The organism is Methylobacterium sp. A54F (assembly GCF_053346035.1).
Genome location: NZ_JBKFBF010000001.1, coordinates 440,393 through 454,604, shown reverse-complemented (window position 1 = coordinate 454,604; position 14,212 = coordinate 440,393). Strand labels below are relative to the sequence as shown.

Genomic DNA, 14,212 nt, shown 5'->3' with positions numbered 1-14,212 from the left:
GCCGGCTCAGTGATAGGGGTCGGCGGCGTCGCGCAGGCCGTCGCCCATGAAGTTGAAGGCCAGCACCGTCACCAGCACCGGCAGGATCGGCAGGAGCAGCCAGGGGTAGAGCTGGACCGCCGAGAGGTTCTGAGCCTCGTTGAGGAGCACGCCCCAGCTCGTCACCGGCGGGCGCAGGCCGAGCCCCAGGAACGAGAGCGCCGTCTCGCCGAGGATCATCGTCGGGATCGACAGCGTCGCCGAGGCGATCAGGTGGCTCATGAAGTTCGGGATCAGGTGGCGCCCGACGATGCGGGCGGGGGAGGCCCCCATCAGCTCGGCGGCGTTGACGAAGTCCTCCTCGCGCAGCGCGAACAGCTTGGCCCGCACCGCGCGGGCGAGGCCCGGCCAGTCGAGCAGCCCGAGGATGATGGTGATGCCGAAGAACACGAGAAGGGGGCTCCAGTTCGGCGGCAGCGCGGCCGACAGGGCCAGCCAGAGGGGCAGCTCGGGCAGGGAGCGCACCACCTCGATGAGCCGCTGCACGGCCGCATCCGTGAGGCCGCCGAAATAGCCGGCGAGCCCCCCGAACAGGAGACCGAGGACGAACGAGATCGCGACGCCCGCGAGCCCGATGGTGAGGGAGATGCGGGCCCCGTAGACCATCCGCGAATAGATGTCCCGACCGAGCCGGTCGGTGCCGAGCAGGAACAGCGTGCCGCCCTCCGGCGGGCAGACGAGGTGCTGCTCGGCCGGCACCAGCCCGAACCAGGCGTAGCGCTCGCCCCGGCAGAAGAAGCGCAGGGGCTGGGGCGTCGCCCTGTCGGGCACGTAGCCGCGCCGGAACGTCTCCATGTCGAACTGCGCGCGGTAGGGGTAGACGAAGGGTCCGACGAAGGCCCCCTCGTGGAACAGGTGAATGGTCTGGGGCGGCGCGTACAGGAAGTCGCCGTTGCGGCGCGACTGCTCGTAGGGGGCGAGCCACTCCACGAAGGGGATGCTGGCGTAGAGGATGGCGAGGATCACCGCGGAGGCCACCGCGAGCCGGTGGCGCAGGAACTTCTTCGCGATGAGGCGCCAGGCCGAGGCGCGGGCGAGCCCGTCGTCCGCGGCGGCGCCCGCCTCGGGATCGAAGGGCGCCGGATCGACGAAGTGGATCCCCATCAGCGGCGCCCCATGCGGATGCGCGGGTCGAGCCAGACCAGGACGAGATCGGAGATCAGCATTCCGACGAGGGTCAGGGCGGCGACGAACATCAGGATGAAGGCCGCCATGAACTGGTCCTGGGTCTTCAGGGCGTCGAGGAGGAGCGGGCCCACCGTCGGCAGGCTCATCACCAGGGAGACCAACACCGAGCCCGAGACGAGGTGGGGCAGCATGTTGCCGATGTCGGAGACGAAGGGGTTCAGCGACATCCGGAACGGATACTTGAGGAGGGCCCGCATCGGCGGCAGGCCCTTGGCGCGGGCCGTGACCGTGTAGGGCTTGGCGAGCTCGTCGAGGAGGTTCGCGCGCATCCGCCGGATCATCGCGGCGGTGCCGCCGAGGCCGATCACCAGCGTCGGCACGACGAGGTGGGCCAGCAGCGAGCGCGTCTTGTCCCAGGTCCAGGGCTTGCCCGTGAAGACCGGATCGTAGAGGCCGCCGATGGAGAGCCCGAACCAGCGGTTGGCGTAGAACAGCATGACCAGGGCGAGCAGGAACCCGGGCACCGCGAGCCCGACGTAGCCGAGGAGCGTCGCCACCGCGTCGCCCAGCGTGTTGCGGTGGGTCGCCGAGTAGAGGGCGATCGGGATGGCGACGACGTGCACGAAGACGACCGCCGCGAGGTTGACGACGAGGGTGAGCCAGAGGGCGTCGCCCACCACGTCCGCCACGGGCCGGTCGTACTCGAAGGACCAGCCCCAATCGCCCTGGAGGAGCCCGGAATAGCCCGATGGCCCCGGCATTAGCCCGATCCACATCAGGTATTGCTGCCAAACCGGGCGATCGAGACCGTACTGACGGATCATCAGCTCCGCCTTGGCGATCGAGTCCGCCTCGCCGAGGGCCCGCAGCTCGGCGATCCGGTTCGAGAGGAAGTCGCCCGGCGGCAGCTTGATCACCAGGAAGACGAGGGCCGAGATCACGGCGAGCGTCGCCGCCATGGTGAGGAGCCGGCGAAGGACCAGTCCGATCATCGGGCCGAGGCCAGGCGCTCGGTGGCGCGGTCCCAGAAGAAGGTGTCGATGCGCTGGTTGCCGATGAGCGCGGTGGGCTCCCAGGCGTAGAGGGCCTTGTCGGGCACGTTGGCGAGATGGTTGCCTGCCACCACCGGCTGGAGCGCGCCCGCCACCGTGCCGATGGTCCACTGGTACTCGGCGTGGTTCAGGAGCATCTCGCGCCAGATCTCGCCCTGCCGGGCCTCGTCGTCGGTGTCGGCCCAGGCGCGGCCGAGGTCGAGCAGGCGCCGCGCCTCGGGCACGTCGCAGGGCTCGCCGCTCGCCCCGTGCGACTCGACGTTGAGGCTCCAGCGCGGCCAGGAATAGTGGTCGGGCTGCTGCGGGCTGAGCTCGCGCGGGGGCATGATCGCGGTCGGCACCGCGAGGTCGAGGCCCTGCGCCGCCACCATCACGGTGAGGCCGGCGAGCGAGCGGCGGCGCAGGTTCGTGCGCTCCTGCGGCTTCACCACGAGCTTCACCCCGACCTCGCGCCAGAACTCGCCGATGAGGAGGAGCCCGTCGAGGACGAGCGAGGCCTCGCCGTCACTCTCGCAGACGATCTCCAGGGGGCGCCCATCCGGCATCAGCCGGATGCCGGCACCGTCCCGCCCGGTGAGGCCGACCGCGTCGAGGAGGCGCGAGGCCTCATCCGGGTCGTAGGTGGCGTGGAGGCTGCGCAGCTCCGGCGTGAAGAACGGGCTCTCCGGAACCACCGTGTCGTTGCCCTCGGTTCCGAGGCCGAACAGCAGGGTGTTGTTGAGCGTGCGCCGGTCGATGGCTCGTGAGAGCGCGCGGCGATAGCGCACGTCGCGGTTGAGCGCCCGCCAGACCGGATCCTGCGTCGTCAGGTTCGGGTAGAGCGCGATCTCCGAGCCGCGGGCGGCCGACCAGAGCCGCGTGCGGTAATCGTGGGCGGCCTCCCCCTCCTTGAGGTTCGGAATGTCGGACATGGTGAGCCCGCGGAACATCAGGTCCGCCTCGCCCGCGTTGGTCTTGGCGACGAGGAGCCCTGTCGAGGCGACATCCATCACGATGCGGTCGAGGTAGGGCAATTGGCACCCGGCCGCGTCGGCCCGGTGATAGTAGGGATTGCGCTCGAAGGCGAAGCGGGTCGCGGGCGCCCGGGTCATGGGCCGCCAGGCCTGCAGCGTCGGGCAGTCCGGATTGTTCAGTTCGAACATGTCGTCGAGGCGGTTGTGCAGAGCCGCCCAGCCGCGCAATTTCTGCGCCTTGGCCTTCGCCTCCACGGCCTCGCGGCCCGCGTAGCGCGGATGCACGCCCTTCAGGTAATGGGCCGGGCGGTAGATCAGTGGGTCGCGGGGCGCGGCGAGGTTCGGCAGGAAGCGCGGGTTCGGCCGGTCCCAGGCGTAGCGGATGGTGAGCGGGTCGAGGATCTCGACGGTGGGCGGCTTGCCCTCGACCAGCATGAAGTCTGGCGGACCGCCGGGGCTCAGGTCCTTGTCGTTCGCCACGTCCTCCCACCAGTAGCGGAAGTCCTCGGTGGTGAAGGGCTGGCCGTCCGACCAGCGATGCCCGGGCCGCAACCGGAAGGTGAAGCGCCCGCCCTCGACGTCGTAGCCCTCCAGCACGTCGGCTCGCAGCCTCAGGTCAGGATCGTAGCCGACGAGCCGGGTGTAGCCGTAGACCGAGAGGTAGCGCACGTCCCGCGCCCGGGCGATCAGGGTCCGGATCGTGCCGCCGGGCTGACCGCTCCGCCGGCCGAGGGCGGCCATGTCGGTGACGAAGGGCTTCGCGGGCAGGCGGTCGACGGTCGGCGGAAGCTTTCCGGCGCTCACGAGGGGCGACAGCAGCGGCGGCTCCGGCGCGGCGGCCCCTGCGCGGACGGGAAGGCCGAGCGCCGCCAGGCCGGCGAGGAGGGAGCGCCGGGAGATCGGTTTCATCGCGCCGCTCCCGGGAGCGCGCGACCCGGGGCCTGATCCGGCAGCGCGGTCCGGCTCGGGTCGGGCGAGTTCAGCAGCACCGTCGTCAACCGGGACGGCGCATAGCCCGTCGCCCGGTGCAGGTCGTCGAAGGCGTGCGTGCGTGCGATGAGGGCTGCGGCCTCCGCGAGGAGCGGCGCGTCCACCGGCTGCTCGAAGGCGCGGCCGTTGCGCAGCCAGCGGATCGGCTCGGCGGCCTCCGCCCCGTTCCGGGCCGCCTCGATCATCGCGATGGTGGGGTGGGCCGGCCCACCATGGGCGTGGATGCGGTGGGCCGCGGCGTCGTCGTCGAACAGGAGTCGCGTGATGCCCCGCGCCCGGGCCTCGACCACGCGGCGACCCTGAGAGACGTGATCGTCGAAGAAGGCGACCGCACCGGCCGGATCGAGGCCGGACCAGTCGGCCTCGGACCAGTCGCCCGTCGCGTAGCGGGCGGCCGGGTCGCGGTACTGCAGGCCCGACAGGTCGGGGTCGTGGCAGAACAGGGCCGCCTGCGGGCAGGCTTGCCGGATCACCCAGGTGGTGAGCCCGCGGAACACGCCCGACTCGACGACCTGGCGCGGCTGCCAGGCCCGCAGGATCACGTAGACCTGCAGGGCGCCGTTGAAGCCGCTTCCACCCCGGCGCTGGCGCACGGGCGCCCCGGGGATCAGCTCCCAGAAGGCCCGCACCGCCCTCCACACACCCTCGGGCGGCTCGGGCAGGCCGCCGGCCGCGAGATCGCGGGCGAGGCTCGCCGCGGCGTTGCCCAAGAGCGTCTCGACCTCCCGGTGGGACAGCGGTCGGTGTGACCAGTCGGGCGCCGCCGGCACGAGATCGTAGCCGAGGCGGTCGAACAGGGGGCCGAGGACGCGGCGGCGCAGGCGCTCCAGGGACTTGCGGCGGGGCTGGATCATGCGGCCTGCCGGGCCTCCGCGGCACCGACCCGAACCCGATGGCCGGGCTCGACCTCCCGCATCCGGCCGGTCTCGTCGGGCCCGAGGCGGTAGGGATCGGACCAGCGCGCGGGCTCTGACTGGTCGCCCGTCACCGCCGCGAAGTCGAGGGGATGGTCGAGGCTCGGATCCGGCACCGCGGCGAGGAGCGCCCGGGTGTAGGGATGGGCCGGCGCCCGGAACAGCGCGGCGCGGGGCGCCTCCTCCACGATGCGCCCCCGGCACATCACCGCGATCGCGTCGGCCATGTAGTCGATCACCGCGAGGTTGTGGGAGACGATCAGGTAGGTGAGGCCGAGGGCCGCCTGCAGGTCCTTGAGGAGGTTCAGGATCTGCGCTTGCACCGAGACGTCGAGGGCCGAGACCGGCTCGTCGAGCACGAGCACCCGCGGCTCGAGGGCCAGCGCCCGCGCGATGCCGATGCGCTGGCGCTGGCCGCCCGAGAAGGCGTGCGGGTAGCGGGCGAGCGCGTTCCCGTCGAGGCCGACCATCGCCATCAGGGCGCGGGCGCGGGCGCGCCGCTCGGCCTTCGGCAGGCCGTGGATCTCCATCGGCTCGGTGAGGATCTGGCCCACCGTCATGCGCGGATCGAGGGACGAGTAGGGATCCTGGAAGACGAACTGCACGGCCCGGCGGTAGGCCGTGAGGTCGTCGCCCGAGAGCGCCTGGACGTCCCGGGGTCCGCCGCCGAGATCGACCAGAACGCGGCCGACATCCGGCCGCATCGCGCGCATCACCATCTTGGAGAGGGTCGTCTTGCCCGAGCCCGATTCCCCGACGAGGCCGAGGGTGGTGCCTGCGGGGATCGCCAGCGAGACGTCCGCGACCGCCCGCACCGTGCGCAGGCCGCCGAAGCGCCCCGAGCGCAGGGTGAAGCTCTTGCTCACGCCCTCGATCGCCAGCACGGGGCCGGCGGGCTTCGGGGCCGGCGGCCGCTGCGGGATCTCGGCGCGGGCCGGGCGGATCGGGGTGAGGCGCTCGCCGGGGCCCATGTCGAAGCGCGGCACCGCATGGAGGAGCGCCCGCAGGTAGGCGTGGCCCGGCCGGCGCAGCACGCTCTCCTTCGGGCCGGCCTCCACGAGGCGGCCCCGGTAGAGCACCGCCACGTCGTGGGCCATGTTGGCGACGACCCCGAGATCGTGGGTGATCAGCAGGATCGCCATGCCGGTCTCGGCCTGAAGGCGATTCAGCAGCGCCAGGATCTGGGCCTGGGTGGTCACGTCGAGCGCCGTGGTCGGCTCGTCGGCGACGAGGAGCGAGGGCCGCATGATCAGCGCCATGGCGATCATCGCGCGCTGGCGCAGACCTCCCGACAGCTCGAACGGATAGGTGTGGAGCGCCCGCTCGGGGTCCGGGAAGCCGACGCGGGCGAAGACCGCGCGGGTCTCCTCCTCGGCCGCGCGCCGGCCGGCCCCGGTGTGGATGCGCAGGGCCTCGCTGACCTGGTCGCCGATGGTGTGGAGCGGCGACAGGCAGGTCATGGGCTCCTGGAAGATCATCGCGATGCGGTCGCCGCGCAGGCGCCGCATCGCGTCCCCGTCCGCCGGCAGGGCCGCGATGTCGGTGGCGCCGGCCCCGCCCCCCTCGTCGCCCGCCTCGAACAGGATGCGTCCGCCCGTGATGGCCGCGGCCCGGGGTAGGATGCGCAGGATCGCCTGCGCGGTCACCGACTTGCCCGAGCCCGACTCGCCCACCAGCGCCAGGGTCCGCCCGCGGGCCACGTCCAGGGACAGTCCGTGCAACGCGCGAAAGGCGCCGTTCTCGGTGCGGAAATCGACCGTCAGGTCGCGGATCGACAGGAGCGGGCTCATGCCCTCCTCGGGGGATCGCTGGCGTATGGACTAGGGCACGCGGCGGCCGCGCCGTCCAGAGCCGCGTCGTGCGCGAACAGGTCGCGCGGATCGGTCGGCCGCACGGCCGGGTGCTCCACGAGCCCGTGGAGGAGGTCCTCCACGAACCGCCAGACCGCGGCGTCGTGGGCGAGGTGGTGCGTGAGCAGGCCGATCGGCCGGTCGGGCTCGGCGGCGATCCGCCGGGCGAGGCCGAGCAGGAGCCGCTCCGGATCGATCAGGCTCCGGCCGCCGCGCCAGTCGATCGGATCGAGATCGGCATCGGCCCGCCGCAGGCCCGGCACGGCTGGGCCCGGCACGGCCGAGAGCCCCGCGTAGCCGAGGCCCGGCAGGGCTGCGGCGAGTTCCGGCGCGAGGCGGTTCCAGGGGGGCACGAAGACGGGAAGGAGCCCCGTGCCGAAGCGCGCCCGCGCGAGGCCGAGCGCCGCGGCGGCCTCGGCGCGCAGGACCGCGCGGGGACGGTGAGCGCCGAACTCGGCCGGCTTCTCGCCCGGCGGCGCGTGGTTGGCGTGGGCGAGCCCGTGGACGGCGACGCGCACGCCCGGCTCGGCGGCGAGGCGCTCGGCCAGGGCCTGGTCCGCCCGGGCGGGAATCGCAGCGACGAGGAGCGGGCAGGCGGTGGCGCCGGCGAGGGCCAGGAGCCGTTCGAGGGCCGGCGTCCACGTCACCGCATCGTCGTCGCGCCAGAACAGGGGGATGACGGCGCCCTGCGCCGCCACGCCGTCGAGGGCGGCGCGCAGGTCCTCCCAGGCGGCCGCGCTCCCCGCCGGCCCGGAACCGCGCAGGGAAATCTCGCGGGGCTTGAGAGCCAGGTCCTCGATGAGCGCAACCGACCGGGCCGCTCCGTCGCGGCTGATGCCGGGGGCCGGCGGGAGCGGATCCGCGAGCGCCGCCTCGGCCGCGGCGAGGAGGGCCTCCGCCGTGAGGCCCGCCTCCGGGAGCATCCGGGCGAGGCCGAGCGCGGCGAGGCGCTCGGCGCGGAGCGTCTGCTCGGTCTCGCGGCCGGCCGCGAAGGGCACCAGCAGGGCGCGGGGGCCGGCGGCCAGGAGATCGACCGCGGTGTTGTAGCCGCACTGGCTCACCGAGAGCGCGGCGCCGGCCAGGAGCCTGCGGAAGCCGGCCTGGGCGCGGACCGCGACGCCGGGGCCGGCCGCTTCGGCGAGGGCGCGGAAGGCGGGCTCGGGCACGCCGTGACCGACGAGGAGGCGCCAGCCGAGGTCCGGCCGGAGGCGGGCGGCGCGGGCGGCGGCGCCCAGCATCGCGAGGCCCGCGGCACTCGATCCGGCCGAGACCACGATGCCGGCCCGGGGTCCCGCGGCGACCGCCTCGCCCTCGTCGACGTAGCCGGTGTAGCGGATCTGTCCGCGCAGCTGTCCGTCCACCGTCCACGAGGCGTCCAGCGGGACGAGCCCCGGATCGCCGTGGACAAGCACCGCGTCGTACAGGGCCGCGACGCGGGCGCCGGTCTCGGCGGCCCGGCCGGGCTTCTCGGGGGCCACCAGGATGTCGCGCACCGAGGCGACGAGGCGGCAGCCCCGGGCCCTGGCGGCCTCGGCGAGGGCCAGGAACTCGCCAGCGAGCGCCCGGCGGCCGAAGGGGAAAAGCTCGGTGACCACCACGTCGGGCTCGGTCTCGGCGAAGGCTGCGAGCAGGGCCTGCCGCCGCGCCGCCAGCGTGGCCGGGCCGGCCTCGGCACCATCTTCTCCCAGGAGCCGGCCGAACTCCGTGCCGGCGACGTGGACCGGCGGAAGCTGCACGAGGCGGGCGTTGCCGACGGAGACGAGGGGCGCCGGCCGGCCGCCGGAGGCGAGGGTCACCGCGTGGCCCGCGCCGGCGAGCGCCCGGGCGAGGGCCGCCGCGCGGGTGAGGTGCCCGGCCCCGAGGAGGTGCGTGACGGCGATCAGGACCCGCAGGCGCATCGGACCTGGGGGATCTGGGAAGACGGCTCCGGGCCGGGTTCCGGGCCGAGGCCGGCCGCCGCCCGCAGGCGGTCGGCGATCAGCCCGATGCCGGCTTCCATCGAGAACGTCCCCGCGAGGCGCGCCCGGGCCGCGGCGCCGAGGCGGGTGCGGGTGCCCGGGTCGCGCACGAGGCGGTCGAGGGCCGCGGCGAGCCCCGCGACGTCCCCCGGCGGGACCAGGGCGCCCTCGCGGTCGTCGCGCACGAATTCGGGGGTGCCCGCGAACCGGGTCGCGAGGATCGCCAGCTCCTGGCTCGCCGCCTCCATCAGCACGTTGGGCAGCCCGTCGCGGTCGCCGCCGGGCGCCGGCTTCGTCGGCAGCACGAAGAGGTCGGCCGCGCGCATCGCCGCGATCACCGCGGGCTGGGCCTGCGCGCCCGCCAGGCTCACCCGGTCCGTCAGCCCGTGGGCCGCGATGCGGGCGGCGATGGCGGCGCGGCGCTCGCCGCCGCCGATCAGGTCGAGCCGCCAGCTGAGGTCGGCCGGCAGGCGCGCCAGCGCGTCGAGGAGGTCGTCGTGGCCCTTCTTGGCCACGAAGCGGCCGACGCAGAGGAGGCGCACGGGATCGTCGGGGTCGCGCCCGTCGCGGGGCGGGCGCGGCGGTGGCGGCGCGGGGAAGCGGGCGAGGTCGAGGCCGTGATAGGCGAGCGCCGTGCGCCCCGGCGCGAGGGCGTCGAGGCGGCCGAGGCCGTCCCGGGTGCAGGCGACCCCCCAGGCTGCGGCCGCCATCTTCTCGGCGAGCTCCCGGTCGGGCGTGGTCCAGATGTCCTTGGCGTGGGCCGAGTAGCTCCAGGTCCGCCCGGTCAGCAGGGCGGCGTAGCGCGCCACGCTGCCCGGCGTGTGCAGGAAGTGGACGTGGAGGTGGCGGACCCCGGCGGGCAGCTCGCGGGCGAGGACGAGGGCCTGGCCGAGGCGGCGCAGGCGGTTCGGGGTGGGGTCCCGGAGGAGGTCGCGGAGGGCGATCCGTAAGAGGCGCGGCAGCGCCGGCCGGCCGAGCGCCGCGGCGAGGCCCGCCAGCACCCGGAGGGGCTCGCGGTGGAGGTACTCGGGCAGGTAGGCGACCGGCGCGCGGATCGCCGCGTGCATGGGGTGCGTCGCCCCGTCGGTCGGCCGGCGCAGGGACCAGATCGCGAGGTCGAGGCCGCGGCCCTCCAGCGCCAGGATTTCCTGGGCGATGAAGGTCTCCGAGAGGCGCGGATAGCCCTTGAGGAGGATCGCGACCGTCACGGGCCCGCGCCCGCGCAGGTGAGGCAGGGCGCGGGCGCCGGCCGGGCCGTGAGGGCGCGCACGCGCGCGGCGATCACGTCGAGCCCGTCGAGGAGCCCGGGCAGCCGCACCCGCGACGGCGGCGCCTGGCCGGGCAGGGCCCGGAGCGCCGCCGCCATCCGCTCCGGCGCCCGGCCGTCCTCTTCGAGGAGCACCCGGGCGAGGCCGAGCCCGTCCGCCGCCACCGCCCGGATGCGCTGCTCCAGGCGCGGCTCGGTGCGGGGCACCAGCAGCGCCGGCTTGTCGAAGGAGAGCACCTCGCAGAAGGTGTTGTAGCCGCCCATCGCCACGACCCCGGCGGCCTTCTCCATCAGGAGCTCGATCTCGCTGTCGAAGGTGATGGCCGAGAGGCGCGGCTCGCGGGCGATGCGGGCGAGGAAGCCCTGGCGGCTCTCCGGCGCCATGAAGGGCCCGAAGGCGATGAGCGCCGGCAGCGGCAGGCCGGGATCGGCCTCGTAGGCGGCGATCACCCAGTCGATCAGGCCGTCGCCGTCGCCCCCGCCGCCCGGCGTCACGAGGAGGAAAGGACCCTGCGCGACCGCGGGCTCGGCCCGCCCGGGGCGCGGCTCGGGCGTCTCCCGGCGCAGGTAGCCCGTGTAGAGCAGGCGGTCGCCGATCTCGGCGGCCAGCGGCAGCGCCGCGATCGGCTCGTGGATGCCCCGCACCCCGTAGACCCAGACCTCGTCGTAGAAGCGCCGAACCGCCGCGCAGGCGCCCTTGCGGGCCCATTCGGGCGCGAGCCGGCCGGGGTCGTCGAGCACGTCGCGCAGGCCGAGCACCAGCCGGGTGCCGCGGGCCGAGAGCCGCTCCAGAACCGGCAGGATCTCGCCGTGGAGGCCGGTCGGCTCCTTGTCGACGATCATCAGGTCCGGCCCGAACCGCTCCGCCGCCTCCAGGATCAGGCGGCCGCGCGCCGCGATGGTCCGGCGGAGCGGCACGGCGGGGTCGAGGCTCGCGTAGCCCCCGTCCGGGCGCTTGGTGACGGCCGGGATGCGCAGGGCCGACACGCCCGGCGCGAAGGCGAAGCGCTCCACCACCGCCGAGCCCGAGACGATCAGGGCCCGCACGTCGCCCTCTGCGGCCAGCGCGTTGGCGACGGCGCGGGAGCGGCGCAGGTGGCCGAGCCCGAAGGTGTCGTGGCTGTAGATGAGCACGCGCCGCGGCACCGCATCATCCCGTCGTGCGGACGTCTGCTCGATCAACGGGGCATCCCGGCGGCCTCGCGCGTTCCCGTCGTGCATCGCACCGGAACGCTGTTCGGACAAGCGGGCCCACGGTAAGAAAATCCGCGGGGAACGTGCTCGCTCGCACGGTATCCCGAACGGAGTTGCCCCAAACCCCCGCGATGCGCGAGCTGGCTCCCACGCTCTTCGGCTACATCTGGCGGCATTCGCGGCGCGATCAGCTCGCGATCTGCGCCGTCGTGCTCGGCTCGCTGCCCTTCTACTTCGCCTCCCTCGACCTGCCCCGGCGCATCGTCAACGACGCCATCACCGGCAAGGCCTTCAAGGAGGGGCAGCCGACCACCTCCTTCCTCGACCTCACGATCCACTGGCCGGCCTGGACGGGGGGCGGGACGACGACGCTGTTCGAGGGCTTCCGGGTGGGGCAGCTCGAGCTGCTCCTCGGGCTGTCCACGATCTTCCTCGGCCTCGTGCTGATCAACGGGGCGTTCAAGTACTGGATCAACCTCGCCAAGGGCGTGCTCGGCGAGCGCATGCTGCGGCGCCTGCGCTTCGACCTGTTCGCCCTGATGCTGCGCTTCACGCCGGAGGCGATGCGCGAGGTGAAGGCCTCGGAGACCGCCACGATCATCAAGGACGAGGTGGAGCCGATCGGCGCCTTCATCGGCGACGCCTTCGTGGTGCCGGCCTTCCTGGGCACGCAGGCCGCGACCGCCCTGTTCTTCATCCTGCTCCAGAACGTCTGGCTCGGCCTCGCCGCCGGCTCGATGGTGGCCGTGCAGCTCGTGGTGATCCCGCGCCTGCGCCGGGTGATCCTGCGGCTCAGCCGGGAGCGGCAGCTCGCCTCGCGGATGTTCGCCGGGCGCATCGCCGAGGTGCTCGACGGGCTGGAGGCTGTGACCCTCAACGACGCCGCCCGCTGGGAGCGGGCGGAGATCGGCGGCCGGCTGCACCGCCTGTTCGACCTGCGCCTCAAGATCTACAAGCGCAAGTTCCTGGTGAAGTACCTGAACAACCTGCTCGCCCAGGTGACGCCGTTCCTGTTCTACGCCATCGGCGGCGCCTTCGCGCTGAAGGGCGAGCTGAACGTCGGGCAGCTCGTCGCGGTGCTGGCCGCCTACCGGGACCTGCCGCCGCCCCTCAAGGAGCTGATCGACTGGGACCAGCAGCGCCTCGACGTCGAGGTGAAGTACGAGACCGTGGCGGCCCACTTCGCGCCCCAGCGGCTGCGCTCGGACGAAGCCGAGGGCGCGGAGGCGGCCCCCCTCGGCGGCCCGCTGGCGGCCGAGGGCCTCGTCCTGCGGGACCTGCAGGGGGGCGGCACCCAGGAGATCGGCAGCTTCAGCCTGCCGCTGCCGGCGCGCGTGGCCCTGGTCTCGCCCGGCCGGCCGCAGGCGCGCCTCCTCGCCCGCACGCTCGCGGGCCTGCAGGCGCCGCAGGCGGGCAGCCTCACGGTGGGGGGCGCCGACGTCGCCACCCTGCCCCTGGCGACGCGGGCGCGGCGCATCGGCTACGCGGGGCCGGAGCCGACCCTGTTCCCCGGCTCGATCCGCGACAACGTCGTCTACGGCCTGCACCGGCGGCCCGTCCGGGCGGGGCGCCACGCCGCGGGCGAGCACGGCATCGAGGCGCGCCGCACCGGCAACCCCACCGACAGCATCGGCGACGAGTGGATCGACTACGCCGCCCTCGGCCTCGCGGATGCGGACGCCCTCGACGCGCGCATCATCGCGCTCCTCGTCGGCCTCGGCATGGGCGCGGACCTCGACCGCTTCGGCCTCGCCGCGCTGAGCACCGTCAGCCACGACAGTCCGCTGGGCGAGCGGGTGATCGCGGCCCGCCGCCACCTGCAGGCCCGCTTCGCGGAGACGGGCCGGGCGGGCCTCGTGATCCCGTTCGACCTGCGCCGCTACAACGAGCAGGCGACGGTGGCCGAGAACCTGCTGTTCGGCGTGCCCCGCGTGCCCGAGCTCGTCGGGCGCAGGCTCGCCGGGGAGCCGCGCTTCCGGGCGACGCTCGCCCGCCTCGGCCTCCTCGACGACCTCACCGCCGTGGGCGTCGCCATCGCCCGCAACATGATCGAGATCTTCCGCGACGTGCATGTCGGCCACGCGCTGTGGCGGCGCTTCTCGGTCCTCGCGCCCGAGGAGCTGCCGGACTACGAGCGGCGCCTCGCCGACCTCGGCGACGGCGCGGTCGGGTCCCTGAGCCCGGCCGACGCGGAGGCGTTCCTGGCGCTGGCCCTGCCCTACGTGGAGCCGCGCCAGCGCCTCGGGCTGATCGACCCGATCCTGCGCAACCGCATCGTCGGCGTCCGCGAGCCCCTGCGCGAGGCCCTGTGCGGCCCGCACTGCAACGACATCGACCCGTTCGACCCGAACCTGATCAGCCCGCTCAGCTCGGTCCTCGACAACCTCCTGTTCGGGCGCATCAACGTCGCCCGGATGCACGGCGAGGCCGAGGTGCAGGTCGAGGTGCTCGCCGCGGTGCGCCGCTTCGGCCTGGAGGCGGCGATCCGCCGCCGCGGCCTCGACCACGCGGTGGGGACCCGCGGCCGCCTGCTCGGCTCGCGCCAGCAGGTGATCGTCACCCTCGCCCGCGCCATCGTGCGCCGGCCCGAGATCCTGGTGCTCGACGGGGTGCTGGAGCAGCTCGACCTGCCCGTGCCCGCGCTCCTCGACATCTTCCCCGGCGGGGATCCGGCCGCGAGCCTCGTCGCGGCCGTGGTGCGCGAGGGCGATGCGGAGGCCTTCCCGGTCAACGTCCGACTCGGCGCGGCGGGCGGCGCGCAGGTGGTGGCCCGGGAGCAGCGGGAGGCCGCCGCCGAGTAGGCCGGCTCAGACTCTGATGTCGTCGGTCCGGATGGAGAACCGGGGCCAATTTCTCCTGGACCGACT

At 74.2% G+C, this 14,212-nt stretch carries 9 protein-coding genes; 1 reads left to right on the top strand and 8 read right to left on the bottom strand.

All coding sequences use genetic code 11. The annotated features are described in order from the left end of the window. Nucleotides 1–6: 6 nt before the first annotated feature. Genes ACLBXP_RS02225 through ACLBXP_RS02190 form a run of 8 tightly spaced genes read right to left on the bottom strand, consistent with a single transcriptional unit; the run spans nt 7 to nt 11,297 of the window. Nucleotides 7–1,143, bottom strand: coding sequence for an ABC transporter permease (locus tag ACLBXP_RS02225; protein ID WP_447665895.1), 1,137 nt, complete (start codon nt 1,141–1,143; stop codon nt 7–9). Next, entirely contained in the window at nt 1,143–2,159 is a 1,017-nt protein-coding gene (locus ACLBXP_RS02220; RefSeq protein WP_447665894.1) for an ABC transporter permease, read from the bottom strand. Before ACLBXP_RS02220 ends, ACLBXP_RS02225 begins: the two co-directional genes overlap by 1 nt. Beyond that, nucleotides 2,156–4,081, bottom strand: a complete 1,926-nt coding sequence (locus ACLBXP_RS02215) for an ABC transporter substrate-binding protein (protein WP_447665892.1) — start codon at nt 4,079–4,081, stop codon at nt 2,156–2,158. Before ACLBXP_RS02215 ends, ACLBXP_RS02220 begins: the two co-directional genes overlap by 4 nt. Then, nucleotides 4,078–5,016 carry a hypothetical protein gene (locus ACLBXP_RS02210; protein ID WP_447665891.1) on the bottom strand — a complete coding sequence of 313 codons (939 nt, stop codon included), beginning with the start codon at nt 5,014–5,016 and terminating at the stop codon, nt 4,078–4,080. Before ACLBXP_RS02210 ends, ACLBXP_RS02215 begins: the two co-directional genes overlap by 4 nt. Then, complete coding sequence (locus ACLBXP_RS02205) at nt 5,013–6,866, bottom strand: ABC transporter ATP-binding protein (protein ID WP_447665889.1); 1,854 nt, start codon at nt 6,864–6,866, stop codon at nt 5,013–5,015. Before ACLBXP_RS02205 ends, ACLBXP_RS02210 begins: the two co-directional genes overlap by 4 nt. Further along, a complete protein-coding gene (locus ACLBXP_RS02200; RefSeq protein ID WP_447665888.1) occupies nt 6,863–8,824 on the bottom strand; it encodes a glycosyltransferase in 1,962 nt (653 codons plus the stop codon). Before ACLBXP_RS02200 ends, ACLBXP_RS02205 begins: the two co-directional genes overlap by 4 nt. Next, nucleotides 8,806–10,092, bottom strand: coding sequence for a glycosyltransferase family 4 protein (locus ACLBXP_RS02195; protein ID WP_447665887.1), 1,287 nt, complete (start codon nt 10,090–10,092; stop codon nt 8,806–8,808). Before ACLBXP_RS02195 ends, ACLBXP_RS02200 begins: the two co-directional genes overlap by 19 nt. Then, nucleotides 10,089–11,297 (bottom strand): glycosyltransferase family protein, encoded by a 1,209-nt coding sequence (locus ACLBXP_RS02190; protein ID WP_447665886.1) that lies wholly within the window; start codon nt 11,295–11,297, stop codon nt 10,089–10,091. Before ACLBXP_RS02190 ends, ACLBXP_RS02195 begins: the two co-directional genes overlap by 4 nt. Nucleotides 11,298–11,476: 179 nt before the next feature. On the opposite strand from ACLBXP_RS02190, the gene ACLBXP_RS02185 reads away from it, so the two are divergent. Beyond that, complete coding sequence (locus ACLBXP_RS02185) at nt 11,477–14,146, top strand: ABC transporter transmembrane domain-containing protein (protein WP_447665884.1); 2,670 nt, start codon at nt 11,477–11,479, stop codon at nt 14,144–14,146. The last annotated feature ends 66 nt before the right edge of the window (nt 14,147–14,212 follow it).

Coding starts and splice junctions, on each gene's coding strand:
- ACLBXP_RS02225 (WP_447665895.1), bottom strand. CDS start 1,143: ATGGGGATCCACTTCGTCGATCCGGCGCCCTTCGATCCCGAGGCGGGC.
- ACLBXP_RS02220 (WP_447665894.1), bottom strand. CDS start 2,159: ATGATCGGACTGGTCCTTCGCCGGCTCCTCACCATGGCGGCGACGCTC.
- ACLBXP_RS02215 (WP_447665892.1), bottom strand. CDS start 4,081: ATGAAACCGATCTCCCGGCGCTCCCTCCTCGCCGGCCTGGCGGCGCTC.
- ACLBXP_RS02210 (WP_447665891.1), bottom strand. CDS start 5,016: ATGATCCAGCCCCGCCGCAAGTCCCTGGAGCGCCTGCGCCGCCGCGTC.
- ACLBXP_RS02205 (WP_447665889.1), bottom strand. CDS start 6,866: ATGAGCCCGCTCCTGTCGATCCGCGACCTGACGGTCGATTTCCGCACC.
- ACLBXP_RS02200 (WP_447665888.1), bottom strand. CDS start 8,824: ATGCGCCTGCGGGTCCTGATCGCCGTCACGCACCTCCTCGGGGCCGGG.
- ACLBXP_RS02185 (WP_447665884.1), top strand. CDS start 11,477: ATGCGCGAGCTGGCTCCCACGCTCTTCGGCTACATCTGGCGGCATTCG.